The 15,789-nt window shown below is 64.3% G+C and carries 16 protein-coding genes; 5 read left to right on the top strand and 11 right to left on the bottom strand.

The window, feature by feature from the left end:
- Positions 1 to 7: 7 nt before the first annotated feature.
- From J2S32_RS09800 to J2S32_RS15730, 4 genes are all read right to left on the bottom strand, one after another.
- Positions 8 to 913 carry an Hsp33 family molecular chaperone HslO gene (locus J2S32_RS09800; protein WP_253520619.1) on the bottom strand — a complete coding sequence of 302 codons (906 nt, stop codon included), beginning with the start codon at positions 911 to 913 and terminating at the stop codon, positions 8 to 10.
- A gap of 51 nt (positions 914 to 964) precedes the next feature.
- Positions 965 to 1,888: an ornithine carbamoyltransferase gene (gene argF, locus J2S32_RS09805; protein ID WP_253520621.1), complete on the bottom strand. Its 924-nt coding sequence runs from the start codon at positions 1,886 to 1,888 to the stop codon at positions 965 to 967.
- A 14-nt stretch (positions 1,889 to 1,902) separates the two neighbouring features.
- Positions 1,903 to 3,090 carry an aspartate aminotransferase family protein gene (locus J2S32_RS09810; RefSeq protein WP_253520623.1) on the bottom strand — a complete coding sequence of 396 codons (1,188 nt, stop codon included), beginning with the start codon at positions 3,088 to 3,090 and terminating at the stop codon, positions 1,903 to 1,905.
- Positions 3,091 to 3,231: 141 nt separating this feature from the next.
- On the bottom strand, positions 3,232 to 4,026 hold the full coding sequence (locus tag J2S32_RS15730; protein ID WP_301298802.1) for a cold-shock protein: 795 nt from the start codon (positions 4,024 to 4,026) through the stop codon (positions 3,232 to 3,234).
- A gap of 245 nt (positions 4,027 to 4,271) precedes the next feature.
- Here J2S32_RS15730 and J2S32_RS09825 point away from each other — a divergent pair, with 245 nt between their 5' ends.
- Together J2S32_RS09825 and J2S32_RS09830 are read left to right on the top strand one after the other, a co-directional pair.
- The gene (locus tag J2S32_RS09825) at positions 4,272 to 5,084 is read left to right on the top strand and encodes a TerC family protein (RefSeq protein ID WP_253520625.1); all 813 of its coding nucleotides are present in this window, start codon (positions 4,272 to 4,274) and stop codon (positions 5,082 to 5,084) included.
- Entirely contained in the window at positions 5,084 to 5,524 is a 441-nt protein-coding gene (locus J2S32_RS09830; protein WP_253520628.1) for a TIGR01244 family sulfur transferase, read from the top strand. The genes J2S32_RS09825 and J2S32_RS09830 overlap by 1 nt, the downstream gene beginning before the upstream one ends.
- Here the strand turns inward: J2S32_RS09830 and J2S32_RS09835 are convergent, their stop codons facing one another.
- Positions 5,525 to 6,946, bottom strand: coding sequence for an amidohydrolase (locus tag J2S32_RS09835; RefSeq protein ID WP_253520630.1), 1,422 nt, complete (start codon positions 6,944 to 6,946; stop codon positions 5,525 to 5,527).
- Between the two features lie 61 nt (positions 6,947 to 7,007).
- Between J2S32_RS09835 and J2S32_RS09840 the strand changes: the two genes are divergently transcribed.
- Genes J2S32_RS09840 through J2S32_RS09850 form a run of 3 tightly spaced genes read left to right on the top strand, consistent with a single transcriptional unit; the run spans position 7,008 to position 9,967 of the window.
- A complete protein-coding gene (locus J2S32_RS09840; RefSeq protein WP_253520633.1) occupies positions 7,008 to 7,412 on the top strand; it encodes a hypothetical protein in 405 nt (134 codons plus the stop codon).
- Positions 7,413 to 7,417: 5 nt separating this feature from the next.
- Complete coding sequence (locus J2S32_RS09845; RefSeq protein ID WP_253520635.1) at positions 7,418 to 8,356, top strand: sterol desaturase family protein; 939 nt, start codon at positions 7,418 to 7,420, stop codon at positions 8,354 to 8,356.
- Positions 8,357 to 8,380: 24 nt separating this feature from the next.
- Entirely contained in the window at positions 8,381 to 9,967 is a 1,587-nt protein-coding gene (locus J2S32_RS09850) for a GMC family oxidoreductase (RefSeq protein WP_253520637.1), read from the top strand.
- Positions 9,968 to 10,196: 229 nt separating this feature from the next.
- Here J2S32_RS09850 and J2S32_RS09855 read toward each other — a convergent pair whose 3' ends face one another.
- The 6 genes from J2S32_RS09855 to J2S32_RS09880 all read right to left on the bottom strand — a co-directional run bounded on the left by J2S32_RS09855 (position 10,197) and on the right by J2S32_RS09880 (position 15,724).
- On the bottom strand, positions 10,197 to 11,534 hold the full coding sequence (locus J2S32_RS09855; RefSeq protein ID WP_253520640.1) for an ammonium transporter: 1,338 nt from the start codon (positions 11,532 to 11,534) through the stop codon (positions 10,197 to 10,199).
- 14 nt (positions 11,535 to 11,548) lie between these two features.
- Complete coding sequence (locus J2S32_RS09860; protein ID WP_253520642.1) at positions 11,549 to 11,887, bottom strand: P-II family nitrogen regulator; 339 nt, start codon at positions 11,885 to 11,887, stop codon at positions 11,549 to 11,551.
- A 141-nt stretch (positions 11,888 to 12,028) separates the two neighbouring features.
- Positions 12,029 to 12,730, bottom strand: coding sequence for an endonuclease/exonuclease/phosphatase family protein (locus tag J2S32_RS09865; protein WP_253520644.1), 702 nt, complete (start codon positions 12,728 to 12,730; stop codon positions 12,029 to 12,031).
- Between the two features lie 6 nt (positions 12,731 to 12,736).
- A complete protein-coding gene (locus tag J2S32_RS09870; RefSeq protein ID WP_253520647.1) occupies positions 12,737 to 13,294 on the bottom strand; it encodes a pyridoxamine 5'-phosphate oxidase family protein in 558 nt (185 codons plus the stop codon).
- Complete coding sequence (locus J2S32_RS09875; RefSeq protein WP_253520649.1) at positions 13,294 to 14,166, bottom strand: alpha/beta fold hydrolase; 873 nt, start codon at positions 14,164 to 14,166, stop codon at positions 13,294 to 13,296. The genes J2S32_RS09870 and J2S32_RS09875 overlap by 1 nt, the downstream gene beginning before the upstream one ends.
- A 37-nt stretch (positions 14,167 to 14,203) precedes the next feature.
- Entirely contained in the window at positions 14,204 to 15,724 is a 1,521-nt protein-coding gene (locus J2S32_RS09880; protein ID WP_253520651.1) for a peptide chain release factor 3, read from the bottom strand.
- Positions 15,725 to 15,789 lie beyond the last annotated feature (65 nt).

The raw sequence follows: 15,789 nt of genomic DNA on the forward strand, positions 1-15,789 counted from the left end.
ATGCCGGTCAGATGTCGATGGCGAACTGCCTGGAACAGAATGCGCAATCGACCAGGACGATCCCGTTCTCATCGCGCATGTCGATACGCTGATCTTCGGGGAACCGCTCAAGCACGTCGCGATAATGTTCGACCGAGCAGCGGCATCCGCGCTCGATCGCGGCGCCACGCTGAATGCGGACCTCGTCCTCTTCGTGGAACAGGCGCCATGCGATCGCCTCGAGCGACAGTCCGTCATCGAGCAATTCGTCATGGCGCAGCGAACCGGCAAGGATCGCGACATGCTCCCATTCAGGATGGTCGAGCTGAGAGTGCAGGCGTTCGCGTCCTTCTTCGCCCGAGGGCAGATGCTGCACCAGCATCCCTGCCGCCCGCACGCCTGCTTCGTCCGAGCGCACTGCGCAGCGGATCAGCGTGGGCACCTGCTCGGACTGGTAGAAATAGCGCTCGCAGGCTTCGGCGAGGCTGTCCCCTTCGAGCGGGACGATACCCTGATACCGCCCCTGGTCGCCGGCAAGGTCGAAGGTGATCGCGAGATAGCCCTTGCCGAACAGCGCGAAGAGCGAGGGGTTCGCGCCCAGTTCGGCAAGCTTGGCCGGGTCGAAATCGACATAGCCGCGCAGTTCGCCGCCCTTGTAGTCGCATACCAGCAGGCTGACCGCGCCCGCCTCGGTCTGCGCCTGCATCGTGACCTGCGAGCCGTCTTCCTTGACCAGCCCGCCCATCAGCACCGCAAGCACCAGCGCTTCGGCAAGCAGATGGGTGATCGGCGGCGGATAGTCATGCGCGGCGAGGATCTGGTCCAGCGTGTGGTCGAGCCGGACCAACCGGCCGCGGGCATTGCGCGTCGGAATGGTGAAGGCCAGCAGGCGGCCCGAGTGAGTCTCTTCGGTCATGTCGGGAGTAGCGTTCATCGCCGCCATATGGGGCGCGTTCGGCAAAATGGTAGAGCGCGGGAAGCGCCGCTAGATTTTATCGAAACACCATAACAGGACCGACTTCTGCGCGTGGATCCGGTTCTCCGCCTCGTCGAATACGACCGAGCTGTCGCCCTCGAACACCTCCTCGGTCACTTCGTCGCCGACATGTGCGGGGAGGCAGTGCAGGAACTTCGCTTCCGGTTTGGCCGCGGCCATCAATTCGCGCGAAACCTGGAACGGCGCCATGGCGGCGAGCTTGTTATGAACGTGCTCCTGCCCCATGGAGACCCAAGTATCGGTGACGATGATGTCGGCCCCCGCAGCTGCTTCCTGCGCATCCTGCGTCAGCGTGACGGTGGACCCCGCCGCGCGCGCCAGTTCGACGAATTCGGCTTCGGGTTCGTAGCCTTGCGGCGTGCCGATGCGGACGTTGAACTTAATCAGCGCGGCCGCTTCGAGGATCGAATGCAGCACATTGTTGCCATCGCCAAGCCACGCGAGTTCGAGCCCGGGCAGCGCCTTGCCATGCTCGATCATGGTCAGCAGGTCGGCGACGATCTGGCATGGATGCGAGCGATCGGTCAGCCCGTTGATGACCGGCACGCTGGCGTGGCGTGCCATTTCCAGCGCCTTTTCATGGTCGTCGGTGCGCAGCATGATCGCATCGACCATCCGGCTGAGTACCCGCGCAGTATCGGCAATGCTCTCGCCGCGGCCCAGCTGGGTGGTACCCGAATCGAGAATCAGCGCCGAACCGCCCAGCTGGCGCATAGCGATATCGAAGCTGACCCGCGTCCGGGTCGAACTCTTCTCGAAAATCATACCGAGCACATGGCCCGCCAGCGGAGCATCCGCATCGGCCCTGCCCTTGGGCCAGTCCGCGCGCGCCGCCTTGCGATCCTGCGCGTCGTTGATCATGGCGGCGATCGCATCCCCGCCAGCGTCCGAAAGGTCGAGGAAATGCCGCATCGTCGCGCTCCTGATCAGTTGGCCGGATCGTAGCTCGCGGCACCCGCCGAAAGCTTGTCGAAGAACTCGTCGAACTCGGCATCGCCGGCGACCAGCGGGGGCAGGACACGCAGCGTGTTGTCGCCCGCAGCCACTGTCAGCAACTGGTGATTGTCGCGCAGGTGGACGAAGAAGGGCCGGCTTTCGACCTTCATCTTGATGCCCAGCATCAGCCCCTTGCCGCGCACCAGTTCGAACAGTTCGGGATAATTGCCGATGAACTGCTCGAGCCGCGTACGCAGCCGCTCGCCCTTCTCGGTGACCTCGGCGAGGAATTCGTCATTGGCGACAGCTTCCATCACCGCCATGCCCGCCGCCATACCGAGCGGGTTGCCGCCATAGGTCGAACCGTGCGAGCCGAAGCCCATGCCGCGCGCCGCCTTTTCGGTGGCGAGGCAGGCGCCGAGCGGGAAGCCGCCGCCGATCCCTTTGGCGCTCGCCATGATGTCGGGTTCGATACCGTAATGTTCATAGGCATAGAGCTTGCCCGTGCGCGCGACGCCGCACTGGACCTCGTCGAACACCAGCATGAGGTCATTCTCGTCGGCGAGCCGGCGCAGGCCGTGAATGAACGCATCCGAGCCCGGCCGGATGCCGCCCTCGCCCTGAATCGGTTCGACCAGGAAGCCGGCGGTCTTGTCGCTCATCAGCGACTTCGCATGGTCGAGATTGTCGAATTCGGCATATTGGAACCCGGCGAGCAGGGGGCGGAAGCCCTGGTGCATCTTCTCCTGGTTCGACGCGCTGATCGTCGCCATCGTGCGCCCGTGGAAGGCATTGGTGAAGGTGATCAGCTCGGTCCGGTTGGCAGCGCCATCCGCATGTTGGTGATAGGCGCGCGCGGTCTTGATCGCGGTCTCGACCGCCTCGGCCCCCGAATTGGTGAAGAACACCGTATCGGCAAAGGTCTTGTCGACCAGCTTCTGCGCCAGCGCTTCGCCCTGCGGGCTGCCATAGAGGTTGGAGACGTGCATCAGCGTTTCGGCCTGGCGCTGGATCGCACCGATCAGGCCGGGATGGCTGTGGCCCAGCAGATTCACCGCGATGCCGCTGGCGAAGTCGAGATAACGCGTGCCGTCTTCGTCGATCAGGTGGCAATGTTCACCCTTGACCGGGCGCACCCCGCAGCGGGGGTAGACGGGCATCAGCGGTGAAATCGACATGGGTCCTCCAGCGGCACCCCGGGCGGGTGCATTACTCGGGTGAAAGACAAATGGCGGTCCCTGAGGAACCGCCATCTGCGTGTTTGCCAGCGATCTATTGCGTCTCGCGTCCCGGGTCAAACCGGATCGCGGGGCGCGGCCTCACTCCTGAACGGGAACGAGGTTGACCGCCGAATATTTGCCGCGTCGGTCGACTTCGAGGTCGAATTCGAAGCGTTCGCCCTCGTTGATGCCGGCGAGACCGGACCGCTCGACCGCGCTGATGTGCACGAAAGCGTCGGGCTGGCCGTCATCGCGGGTAAGGAAGCCGAAGCCCTTCATCGAATTGAAAAACTTGACCGTGCCGGTGGCCTTTTCGCCGGTCAGCTCGCGGCGCGGAGCACCGCCCGCATCGCCGCCGGGAGCACCGCCACCCGACTTCACGGGGATCACGTCGCCCACGACCTGGAGGTCCTGAGCCGAAACCTTGCCGCCACGATCGATGAGATTGAATTCGAGTTCCTGGCCTTCGGCAAGACCTTCGAGCCCGGCACGTTCGACCGCGCTGATGTGCACGAACACATCTTCGCCGCCGCCATCCTGCTGGATGAAGCCGAAGCCCTTCTGGCCGTTGAAGAACTTTACGGTACCCTTGCCGGTACCGACGACCTGGGCGGGCATGCGGTTGAAACCGCCGCCACCGCCACCAGCGCCGCCACCGCCGCCGCCACGCGGGCCGCCGCCGAAGCCGCCGCCTCCACCGCCGCCGCGATTACCGCCGCCAAAGCCGCCACGGTCACCGCCGCCGCCGCCAAACCGGTCGCCGCCGCGATCGTTGCGGAACGCATCATGCGGAGCGAAATCCGCCGGAGGGCCGCCGCCGAAGCTGTCGAAACCCTCTTCCCCGAAACCGTCGCGCTTGTCCTTCCCGCGGCGGCGCCCTTTGTCGTAACCCATAACTCGAACAATACCTTGTCGTGCAGTCCGCAATCAGAAGTCACCGGGACGGAGAACTGCATCCTGTTCCGGCGCGGACGGGCACAAAACCCACCCTCAGGCAATCATCATAGCGTGAAAGATAGCTGTGCGCGAATGATTTAGCCTCAGTGGCCAGCAAAGCGCCGAATTGTGACATTTTCGCAAAGCGGATGGGACATCGATCGTGTCTTGAATGCGTCCGTCTGCTGCGGCAGGGAGTTTCCATGGAATTCATCGCCCTGCTCTCGGATCCCGCCGCCTGGCTGGCCCTGCTCACCCTGATCGCGCTCGAAGTCGTGCTCGGCGTCGACAACCTGATTTTCATCGCGATCCTGTCGAACAAATTGCCCGAACACCAGCAGCAGCGGGCCCGGCGAATCGGGCTGGCGCTGGCGCTGATCATGCGGATCGGACTGCTGATGCTGATCGGCTGGCTGGTCACGCTGCAGACACCGATCTTCGATCTGGGACTGGTCGGCACGCCCAATGCCTATGGTGAGCCGAGCTTCGAGACCGCCTTCTCGGGCCGCGACATCATCCTGCTCATCGGCGGGCTGTTCCTGCTGTGGAAGGCAACCAAGGAAATCCATCACCTGATGGAGCCCGAGGACGATTCGGGCGACTTGCTCGACAAGACCCCGGGCACCGCCGATGCGGTCAAGGCGACGTTCGGCGCGGTGATCGCCCAGATCGTCGCCATCGATATCGTCTTCTCGGTCGATTCGATCCTCACCGCGGTCGGCATGACTGACCAGATCCCGATCATGGTCACGGCGGTGGTGATCACCGTGGGCATCATGATGGTCGCCGCCGATCCGCTGGCACGCTTCATCGAGAAGAACCCGACGCTGGTGATGCTGGCGCTTGCCTTCCTCGTGATGATCGGCCTGGTGCTCATCGCCGATGGCTTCGGCTTCCACGTGCCCAAGGGTTACATCTACGCCGCGATGGGCTTCTCGATCGGGGTCGAACTGCTCAACATGACCCAGCGCAAGCGCCGCGTGACCGAGCCTGACGGCGCGAAGGAGAACGGATAATGAGCGAGTTTCGCAAGCTGTCCGACAGCTTTTACGCCAGCCCGCAGGTGACGCCGCAGGAAATCTCCGAAGCCGCGGCGATGGGCATCGCGCTGGTGGTCAACAACCGCCCCGATGACGAAGCGCCCGGCCAGCCGGCGAGCGCGGACATCGAAGCCGCGACGCGCGCGGCGGGTATGGATTATCTGGCCATTCCCGTGGGAAGTTCGGGCTTCAGCGAACCGCAGGTCGAGAAACTGCAGGACGCGCTCGCCGCGGCGCAGGGCCCGGTGCTCGGTTTCTGCCGCTCGGGCACGCGTTCGACACTGCTGTGGGCGCTCGCGCAAGCCCGCACCGGCGAGGATCCCGAGACCATCGGCGCAGCAGCGGCCGACGCCGGCTACGACGTCGCCCCGGTACGCCCCGCGATGGATATGTTCGCCGCCCGCGCGCGTAATTGATCAGCGGCGATAGTCGAGCGGCGGAGCGCGATCGCCGAGCAGCGATTCGTAGACGTAGTCCTCGCCCCGTGCGGCGATAAACTCTGCCTTGGCCTCCTCGCGCAGCTGCGGGTTGGTATAGAGTTCCACGGCCGCCAGCATCATAGCCTTGGCTGCATGCTGCGTGCCCTTGGTGCCGTAGCTGTGCCCGCTCGCGGCGACCGCCTGCCAGCTATGCGCGGCAGTCCCCGGTACCCAGGTGGCGGCGCGCACGCTGACCGTCGGGACCGCGCGGCTGACATCGCCGACATCGGTCGAGCCATAGCCGGTCAGGACGGCGTAATCCTCTACCTCGCGCGACTGCGCCTGATCGGGTGCATCGTCGCCGAAGCTTTCGCGGATCGTCTCGGCCCAGGCCAGTTCCGCCGCCGTGTATTCGATCGGCTCAAGCTGGCGCAGCTTGGCATCCATCATCGTCTGCAGCGATTCGAGCGGCAGCGTGGGATTGTTGCCGTGGATGATTTCCCAGTCGACCTCGGTCCCCGTCCCCATCGCGGCGCCCCTCGCCGCGGCTTCGAGCCGCGGCCACAGCGCGCGCACCTCGTCGGCATCCGAATGGCGGACGTAATAGAAGACCTCGGCGAAGTCGGGGACGACATTGGGCGCCGAGCCGCCGCTGGTGATGACGTAATGGATGCGCGTATCCATCGTGGTGTGTTCGCGCATCATGTTGACCATCATGTTCATCGCTTCGACCCCGTCGAGCGCGCTGCGCCCGCGTTCGGGCGCCCCCGCCGCATGCGCCGAGACCCCGCGAAACCGGAACTTGCCCGAGCGATTGGCGAGACTCATCCGCGAGGCAGCGGAATTGCGATCCGCCGGATGCCAGTCGATGACGAAATCGGCATCATCGAACAGGCCCGCGCGCGCCATATAGACCTTGCCCGAGCCGCCTTCTTCGGCCGGGGTGCCGTACAGCCGCACCCGTCCAGGGGTGCCGGTCGCTTCAAGCCAGTTACGGATCGCGATCGCCGCGCTGAGCGAACCCGCGCCGAACAAATTGTGCCCGCAGGCGTGCCCCGCATGCTTGTCTTCGACCGGGTCGCGCGTCGGCGCGGCCGACTGGGTAATGCCCGGAAGCGCGTCGAACTCGGCGAGCAGGCCGATCACCGGCCCCCCTGTCCCCCATTCGGCGACGAAGGCGGTCGGGATCTCGGCGACACCCGAACGGATGACAAAGCCCTCGCGCTGCAATTCATCCACCAGCAGGCCGCTCGATTGCGTCTCGAGATAACCGAGTTCGGCGAACTGCCAGATCTGCTGCGCGACACGCTGGGTCCGGTCCTTCTGCGCTTCGACCTGTGCGATCGGATTGGCGTCCTGCGCAGCGGCGGGCACGGCAAGCAGTGCGGCTCCGGCGGCGAGAATGGCTAGCGATTTCATGTGCGTCTCCCTGTTGCAGCCTGCTTGCCGCAAAGCGGCTCCCGTGCCAATCGCCTTGCGCATGGATGTTCCGCCCGCCCTGCTCCAATTTCTCGGATCGCTCGTCGCCATCCTTGCGCTGGCCGGACTGGCCTATTGGCTCAAGCTCGGTCCCGCGCCGCGATTGACCGACGAAGCCGCCGCGCGCCGCGCTGCGGACGATGCAGTCAGCGGATACGAGCCGGTCGCGATTGGGCTGGATCGTGATGGCCGAGCAGCCGTGATGCGCGATGCTGCGGGCCGTATCCTCCTGCTCCGCCCGCATGGTGTGCATTTTGCCGGACGCATCCTCACGGCTGCAGCGCGGGTACATCGCACCGACACGGAACTGGTGATCGACACGGCCGAGAAGCGCTATGGTTCGGTGCGGCTCGTGCTCGACGATCCGGCGGCTTGGGTTCGCGCGATAGAGGCGATACAAAGGTAACTGCCATGCCCGATTTCTCGCCTACCGAATATGCCGTGCCCGGCTTCGTCGCGCTGGTCCTGATCGAGATGGTCTGGGCCTGGCGCAAGCGCCCCGATGCGTATGAACCCAGGGATACGCTCACCAGTCTCGCCTTCGGCTTGGGCTCCACGGTCTCGGGGCTGCTGTTCGGCGGGTTCTTCTTCGCGCTCTTCCTGTGGCTGTGGCAGTTCCGTCTGTTCGATATATCCTGGACATGGTGGGCCTTCGCGCTGTGCTTCGTGCTCGACGACCTCAAATATTACTGGGTTCACCGTTTCGGTCACCGGGTGCGTTGGTTCTGGGCGAGCCATGTGAACCACCATTCGAGCCAGCACTACAACCTGTCCACCGCGCTGCGGCAGACCTGGACCGGTTTCCTGACGCTGAGTTTCGTCTTCGCGCTGCCGCTGGTCCTGCTCGGCTTTCACCCGGGGATGATTGCGATCTGCGGCGGGTTCAACCTGATCTACCAGTTCTGGATCCATACCGAAGCGATCGACCGGATGCCGCGCTGGTTCGAGGCGGTGATGAACACGCCCAGCCACCACCGCGTCCACCATGCCACCAACCCGCGTTATCTGGACCGCAATTATGCCGGGGTCTTTATCGTGTGGGACAAGCTGTTCGGCACTTTCGAACCCGAAGTCAGGGACGAGAAGATCCGTTATGGCATCGTGAAGCAGCTGGGCAGCTTCAACCTGCTGTGGTCGGTGTTCCACGAGTGGGTCGGTATCGCGCAGGACATGTGGCGCGCACCGTGGAAGCACAAACTGTCCTACCTGCTGCGCGAACCCGGCTGGACTCATGACGGGAGCCGCGAGACCTCCGACCAGATCCGCAGCCGCTGGATCGAAAGGGCCGGTGGGGAAGAAAAATCGGTTTCATCTGAAAACCGGATTGCGGGCGAGGCCGAGGCTGCCTAACCTCTCGATTCGAGAGGAGATATCATGGACGAATTCGATGTCATCGTAATCGGTGGCGGCAGCGCGGGGAGCGCTGTTTCCGGGCGGCTGGCCGAGGCGGGGAAAAGCGTTTGCCTGCTGGAGGCCGGCCCGCGCAACGACACAATGCTGGTCAAGACACCCGGGCTCATGCCCTTCCTGCGCGCAGGTTCGAACTATCGCTTCGAGACCGTCCCGCAAAAGGGGCTGAACGGAAGGACCGGTTACCAGCCGCGCGGACGCGGTTTGGGCGGGTCCTCGGCGATCAATGCCATGATCTATATTCGCGGCAATCACTGGGATTACGACCAGTGGGCCGAGCTTGGCTGCACCGGCTGGAGCCATGACGATGTGCTGCCCTATTTCAAGCGCGCCGAACACAATGTGCGCGGCGCCGACGATCATCACGGGGCTTCGGGTCCGCTGTGGGTGTCGGACCAGAAATGGCCCAACCCGGGCAGTGTCGCCTTCGTCGAGGCCGCCGCGCAGCTGCAATTGCCGCGCAATGCCGACTTCAACGGCGCGCAGCAGGAGGGCTTCGGGCTTTACCAGGTGACGCAGAAGGACGGCGAACGCTGGTCCGCGGCGCGCGCCTATGTCGAACCCAAGCGCGGGTCGAAGAATCTCGACGTGCGGATCGGGGTCAGCGTCCAGCGGCTCGACATCACCGATGGCCGGGTGACCGGCGTGACCTATACCGTCGGCGATCAGGAGCGCAGCATCAAGGCGCGCGGCGCGGTGGTGCTGTCGGCGGGCGCATTCAATTCGCCGCAGATCCTGATGCTGTCGGGCATCGGTCCTGCCGCGCATCTCAAGGAACACGGGATCGACGTCGCGGTCGACCGGCCCGCGGTGGGCAGCGATCTGCAGGACCATATAGACTATGTGTCGAGCTGGCAGACCGAGAGCAAGGATCTGGTCGGCGATAGCCTCGCCGGCACCGTCCGGATGGTCAAGGCGATCATCGAGCACCGCCGCAAGCGCACCGGGATCATGACCACTCCCTATGCCGAGGCGGGCGGGTTCTGGACCGTCATGCCCGACGCGCCCGCGCCCGATATCCAGTGGCACTTCGTCCCGGCAATGCTCGAGGATCACGGCCGGACCAAGGTGAAGGGGCACGGGTTCTCGCTTCACGCCTGCGTACTGCGGCCCGAAAGCCGGGGCACGGTACGGCTCGACGGGCGCGACGCACGGCTCGCCCCGCGGATCGATCCCAATTTCCTCGACGACGAGCGCGATATCGCGACCTTGCGCGAAGGTGTGCGCCTGTCGCACCGCATCGTATCCTCGCCGAGCCTGGCGAAATACGACCCGCAGGATCGCTACCCGATCGATCTGGACGACGACGCCCAGCTCGATGCGCTGATCCGCGACCGCGCCGACACTGTCTATCACCCCGTCGGCACCTGCCGCATGGGCGGGGACAAGGATGCGGTGGTCGATCCGACGCTCAAGGCAAACGGGATCGAAGGGCTCTATGTCGCCGATGCCAGCGTCATGCCGCGGCTGGTCTCTGGCAACACCAATGCGCCGAGCATCATGATCGGCGAACGCTGCGCGGATTTCGTCAAGGATGCGCTCGCGGCCTAAGAGCCTTGTCGCAGACAGAAAAGCGGGCCGGGGATCGTCTCCCCGGCCCGCTTTTTTCGTGCCTATCCCGCGCCCGCCGCAGCAAAAACATCACAGTGCGCATCGAGCATAAAAAAGGGGCCGGAGAGGTAATCTCCGGCCCAATACAGTCGGTGTTCGCAGGAGGAACATGGGTAGGCGGGGGCGCCCGAGGAGAGGAGAGAGAACGGCGCCCCCGCCGAACTGGTAATCAGTTGGCCCGGGCAAATTCCGGATAGGCTTCGATCCCGGTTTCGCCGAGGTCGAGACCTGCCATCTCTTCTTCTTCGCTGGGACGCACGCCGATCGTCGACTTGAGTGCGAACCACACGATGCCCGAGGTCACGCAGACGAACACGCCGGTCGCAACCACACCCGTCAGCTGCGCCACGAAGGGCACGCCGGTGTTGGTCAGCGGCACGGCGAGCGTGCCCCAGATACCGGCCACGAGGTGGACCGGGATTGCGCCGACGACATCGTCGATCTTCAGCTTGTCGAGCAGCGGGACGAAGATCACGGGCAGTGCGCCGCCGATCCCGCCGATGATGATCGCCATGCCGACATTGGGCGTGAGCGGTTCGGCGGTGATGGCAACGAGGCCGGCCAGTGCGCCGTTGAGCGCCATGGTGGTATCCGCCTTGCCGTAGCGCAGCTGCGTCAGGATGATCGCCACGACCACGCCGGCCGCAGCGGCCATGTTGGTGTTGACGAAGATCTTCGACACGTCGGAGACATCGCCGATGGTGCCCATGGCAAGCTGCGAAGCGCCGTTGAAGCCGAACCAGCCGAGCCACAGGATGAAGGTCCCCAGCGTCGCGAGCGGAATGCTCGAACCCGGGAAGACCGTCACGCCCTTGTCGGTATAGCGGCCCAGACGCGGCCCGATGATCAGCGCACCCATCAGAGCGGCCCAGCCACCGGTCGAGTGGACCAGCGTCGAACCGGCAAAGTCCGAGAAGCCCATCGCGTCGAGCCAGCCAGCGCCCCATTCCCAGCTGACGATGACCGGATAGATGAAGCCGGTCAGCAGCGTGACGAAGATGAAGAACGGAACGATCTTGATCCGCTCGGCCACGGTGCCCGAAACGATCGAGGCGGTGGTGGCGCAGAAGACCATCTGGAAGAACCAGTCGGACGCGATCGAATAGCCGGTGTCGGTATCGGCTTCACCCACGCCCTGCATCCAATAGGGGAAATCGGCGATGCCGAAGAAGCCCCCTTCGAAGCCGGGATAGGCGATCGAATAGCCGATCACCCAGAACATGAGCCCCGCGATCGAATAGAGACCGATGTTCTTGAGACATTGCACCGAGACGTTCTTGGAACGCACGAGGCCGGCTTCGAGCATGGCGAAGCCGGCGGCCATCCACATGACGAGGAAGCCGCCGATCAGGAACAGCAGCGTGTTGAAGATGTAAGCGGTGCCGCCGGAGACCGCGCCCGCGGCTTCGAGCGCCTCGGCGCTGACGGCGTCCTGCGCGAAGGCAGGTTCGGAAAGAAGCAACCCGGCCACGGCCAGGGGTGCTGCATGGAGAAATTTTCTGGTCATTTGCGGAAGCCCCCTCAAAGCGCGGTGTCGCCGGTCTCGCCGGTGCGAATGCGCGTCGCGCTGGCAAGGTCGAACACGAAGATCTTGCCGTCGCCGATTGCCTCGGTGCTGGCGGTTTGCTGGATCGTCTCGACCACCTGATCGGCGAGGTCGTCGGCAGCGGCGATCTCGAGCTTCACCTTGGGCAGCATGTTGGTCGAGTATTCGGCGCCGCGGTAGATTTCGGTCTGGCCTTTCTGGCGGCCGAAACCCTTGACTTCGGTAACGGTCATTCCCGCCACTCCAATGCCGCCAAGCGCTTCGCGCACTTCGTCGAGCTTGAATGGCTTGATGACTGCGATGATGAATTTCACGCCTTCACCCCCTGTGTGATCCACCGGCCAAGCACCGGCGGGTCACAGTCAGCAATGTGCGTGCCAAACGCGATTACGGTAAGAATCAGGCGCAACCGCAGGCGTCGCGCTTCTATTATTGCCCACAGATTAGGCTTGTGCCTATTTTTTGATCAGGTCGAGTGTGGCCATAATGGGCAAATGATCCGAAGCCACCGCCGACAGGCCGGTGTGGTGGACCTCGGCGTCGACGAGGGTCCAGTGCCTGCTCGCCACGATGCGGTCGAGCGTGGCCACCGGCTGGCGGCTGGGGTAGCTGCGACCGGGGGTGATGATGCGCCAGCCATCGGTGAATTCGCGCATGGCCCCCGTCCTGCGGCCCCATTGGTTGAAATCGCCCATGATGACGGTGGGCAGGTCGCCGGCGCATTCAGCGACAAAGGTCAACAGCGAACGGATCTGGTCGCGGCGGCGCAGGCCGGACAGATCGAGATGCGTGCCGATGACGCGCAGGCGCTCGCCCTCGATCATGATTTCGCCACAGGCGGCGCCGCGCGGCTCGAGCGTGGGCAGGTCGAGCGCCTCGCCCGAGACGACCTCCAGATCGCGCCGCACCAGCAGGGCATTGCCATGCCAGCCGATGCTGCGCGGGCGCTTGGCCACCTCGATCACCCGCCAGCGCGTGTCGTCGATCTCGGCGCGCGGGAGCACGCTTGCGCGTTCGCCGATGCGCCGGTCGGCTTCCTGCAGCGCAATGATGTCCGCATCGATCTCGTTCAGAACCGACAGGATGCGCTCGGGATCGCGCTTGCGATCGAGCCCGACGGCCTTGTGGATGTTGTAGCTGGCGAAGGTAAGCTGCACGCGGGGCTACTCGCCCTTGAAATAGCGGTCGGTCGGCCGGGTCGGAAGACCATCGATACTGATGGTGCGTCCCTGCGTCTTGGCGACCCACTCATCGGGATCGGCCTGGCCATGCGCCTTCTTGAGCGTGTGCCGTTCCTCGCGATAATCCATGAAGGGCACACCCCAGCCGCAGCTGGTCTGCACACTCTCGACCGCGATGTCGAATATCTGCCGCGTGCCGGGCAGCAGATCGAATTGACCGGCCAATGCGTCCCATTCCGCATCCTGCGGCAGGACGGGCCGGCCGCGGCCATAGATTCGCAGGATCAGCGCGGGCCGGTCGAAATTGCAGAACATCACCGTGATGCGCCCGTCGGCCGCGAGATGGGCGTGCGTCTCGTTGCCCGACCCGCCAAGATCGAGATAGGCGACGCGGGCCGGCGATAGGACGCGAAACGCGTCATAGCCCTTGGGGCTGAGATTGATGCGCGCATCGTCGGCGGCAGTGGCGACGAAAAAGACCGGCTGCCTGCCGATCATGGCCATGTGCTTCTCATCCAGCCGATCGAAGAATTCGGCCACTAAAGAAAGTCCCTCAGCGTCGCCATAAAGCGGTCGAACTGATCGTGATGGAGCCAGTGGCCCGCATTCTCGAACTCGATCACTTCGGCATTGGCAAAGTGGTCAAGCCGGCCGTCGCCCTCGGGGTTGGAGGCCCAGCTGTCGGCGCCGTAGAGCAGCAGTGTCGGCGCGCTGATCGCGGCCCAGGTCTGGTAGAGGAATTCATCGGCCACATCCTCGACCGCCCAGACATTGAGATGGGGGTCGAACTTCCAGCTGTAGGTGCCGTCTTCATTGCGGTTGACCCCGTGGACCGTCAGGTGACGCGCCTGTTCCTCGGTGAGGTAGCTGTTCTCTTCGATCATGCGCGCGAACGCCGCTTCGATGCTGTCGTATTTGCGCGGACTGCGGCCCGAGGCGGCGCGTTTCTTGCCGATCCATTCGTTGAGGCGCTGCGGATAGGGATCGGCGCGCATTTCCGCCTGCCGCTTGGGGCTTGGCCCCAGCCCTTCGATCGCGACGATCTTGGTGACCATCTCGGGAAACGTCCCGGCATAGCGCAGCGAGACATTGCCCCCCATCGAATGGCTGACGATCGTCACCGGGCCGACGCCCAGTTGGTGGATCAACTGCGCAAGGTCGTAGACCATATCGTTCGACGAGTAATTGCCATCGCTGACCCAGTCGGAATCGCCATGGCCGCGGTGATCGAGCGCCACCACATGCCAGTCGTCGCGCAATTGCTCGGCCACCCAGTCCCAGCTGCGCGCATGGTCGCGTCCGCCATGCACCAGCACCAGCGGCGGTTTCCCGCGATTACCCCAGTCGAGATAATGGAGCCGCAGGCGCTGCGAAATGAAGGTCTGCGAGGTCGGTCCGGCATGTAGCGTCATGCGGTTTCCATGCCGCGTCGCCGCCGTGCTCGCAAGCCTACCGCTCCTTCGTCGCCGAGAAGATGAGGTCGGGGTTCTTTTCCTGCTGGTAGTTCACGTCCCACGGGCTCTTGGCCATGAACACCAGATCGCCGTCGCGATCCTTGGCCAGCGTCGACAGGTTGAATTTCTCGAACTCCGCCAGCGCCTTCGCATCCCCCCTGACCCAGCGCGCAGTGGCAAAGGGCGACGCCTCGAGTTTGGCTTCGACCTTATATTCGGCCGAGAGGCGGCTGATCAGCACTTCGAGCTGGAGCTGACCGACGACGCCGATGATCCACTGCCCACCAAGCTCGGGATAGAACACCTGGATCACGCCCTCTTCGGAGAGGTCATCGAGCGCTTTGCGCAATTGCTTGGTCTTGGTCGGATCGACCAGCGCGACACGGCGCAGGATCTCAGGTGCGAAATTGGGCAGGCCGGTGAAGCGGATTACGTTCTTTTCGGACAGCGTATCGCCCACCCGCAGCGTGCCGTGGTTGGGAATGCCGATGATGTCGCCCGGTTCGGCGGTATCGGCCACCTCGCGGTCCTGCGCGAAGAACAGGATGGGCGAATGGATCGCCACCGGTTTGCCAAGGCCCGACGGCGTCAGCTTCATGCCGCGTTTGAAGGTGCCCGAGACCTGCCGCATGAACGCGATCCGGTCGCGGTGGTTGGGGTCCATGTTCGCCTGGACCTTGAAGATGAAGCCAGTGACCTCGTCGCGGGTCGGCGGGATCTGCTCTTCCCCCGCGGGCTGCGGACGCGGCGGCGGGGCGTATTGTGCAATCGCCTCGATCAGCTCGGTGACGCCGAAGTTTTTCAGTGCGGAGCCGAAATAGACCGGGGTCAGATCGCCATTGCGATAGGCTTCCAGATCGAACTCGGGATAGCCGATCTGCGCCAGCTCGATGTTCTCGGCGAAGCGTTCGGGGATTTCCGCATCGCAATCGCGCTTGCCGAGGAATTCCTTGCTCGGTCCCTCCGGCCGCGCGACGCAGCCGCTGGCGAAATCGAGCACGCCTTCGAACTCGCCGCCCATGCCGACCGGATAGGCCTGCGGGCTGACATCGAGCGCGAGCATGTCCGCGATCTCGTCGAGCAGCTCGAATACGGGGCGGCCCTCGCGGTCGACCTTGTTGACGAAGGTGATGATCGGCACGCTGCGCAGGCGGCAGACCTCGAACAGCTTGCGCGTCTGCGGCTCGATCCCCTTGGCGGCATCGATCACCATGATCGCGCTGTCGACCGCGGTCAGCGTGCGATAGGTGTCTTCGGAGAAGTCTTCGTGCCCCGGCGTGTCGAGCAGGTTGAAGGTGATGCCCTCGCGTTCGAAGGTCATGACCGAGCTGGTCACCGAAATGCCGCGCTGCTGCTCGATCTTCATCCAGTCAGACCGCGCGCGCCGCGCCTGTCCGCGCGCCTTGACCTCGCCCGCGAGATGGATCGCGCCGCCGGTCAGCAGCAGCTTTTCGGTGAGCGTGGTCTTGCCCGCGTCGGGGTGCGAAATGATCGCGAAGGTACGGCGGTTCGACATTTCAACTTTCCTCGTCATTCCCGCGCAGGCGGAAATCCAGATAACATATCAACGGGCGGAAAGGT

The organism is Qipengyuania citrea, from assembly GCF_024171405.1.
GTDB classification, from domain to species: Bacteria; Pseudomonadota; Alphaproteobacteria; order Sphingomonadales; family Sphingomonadaceae; genus Qipengyuania; species Qipengyuania profunda.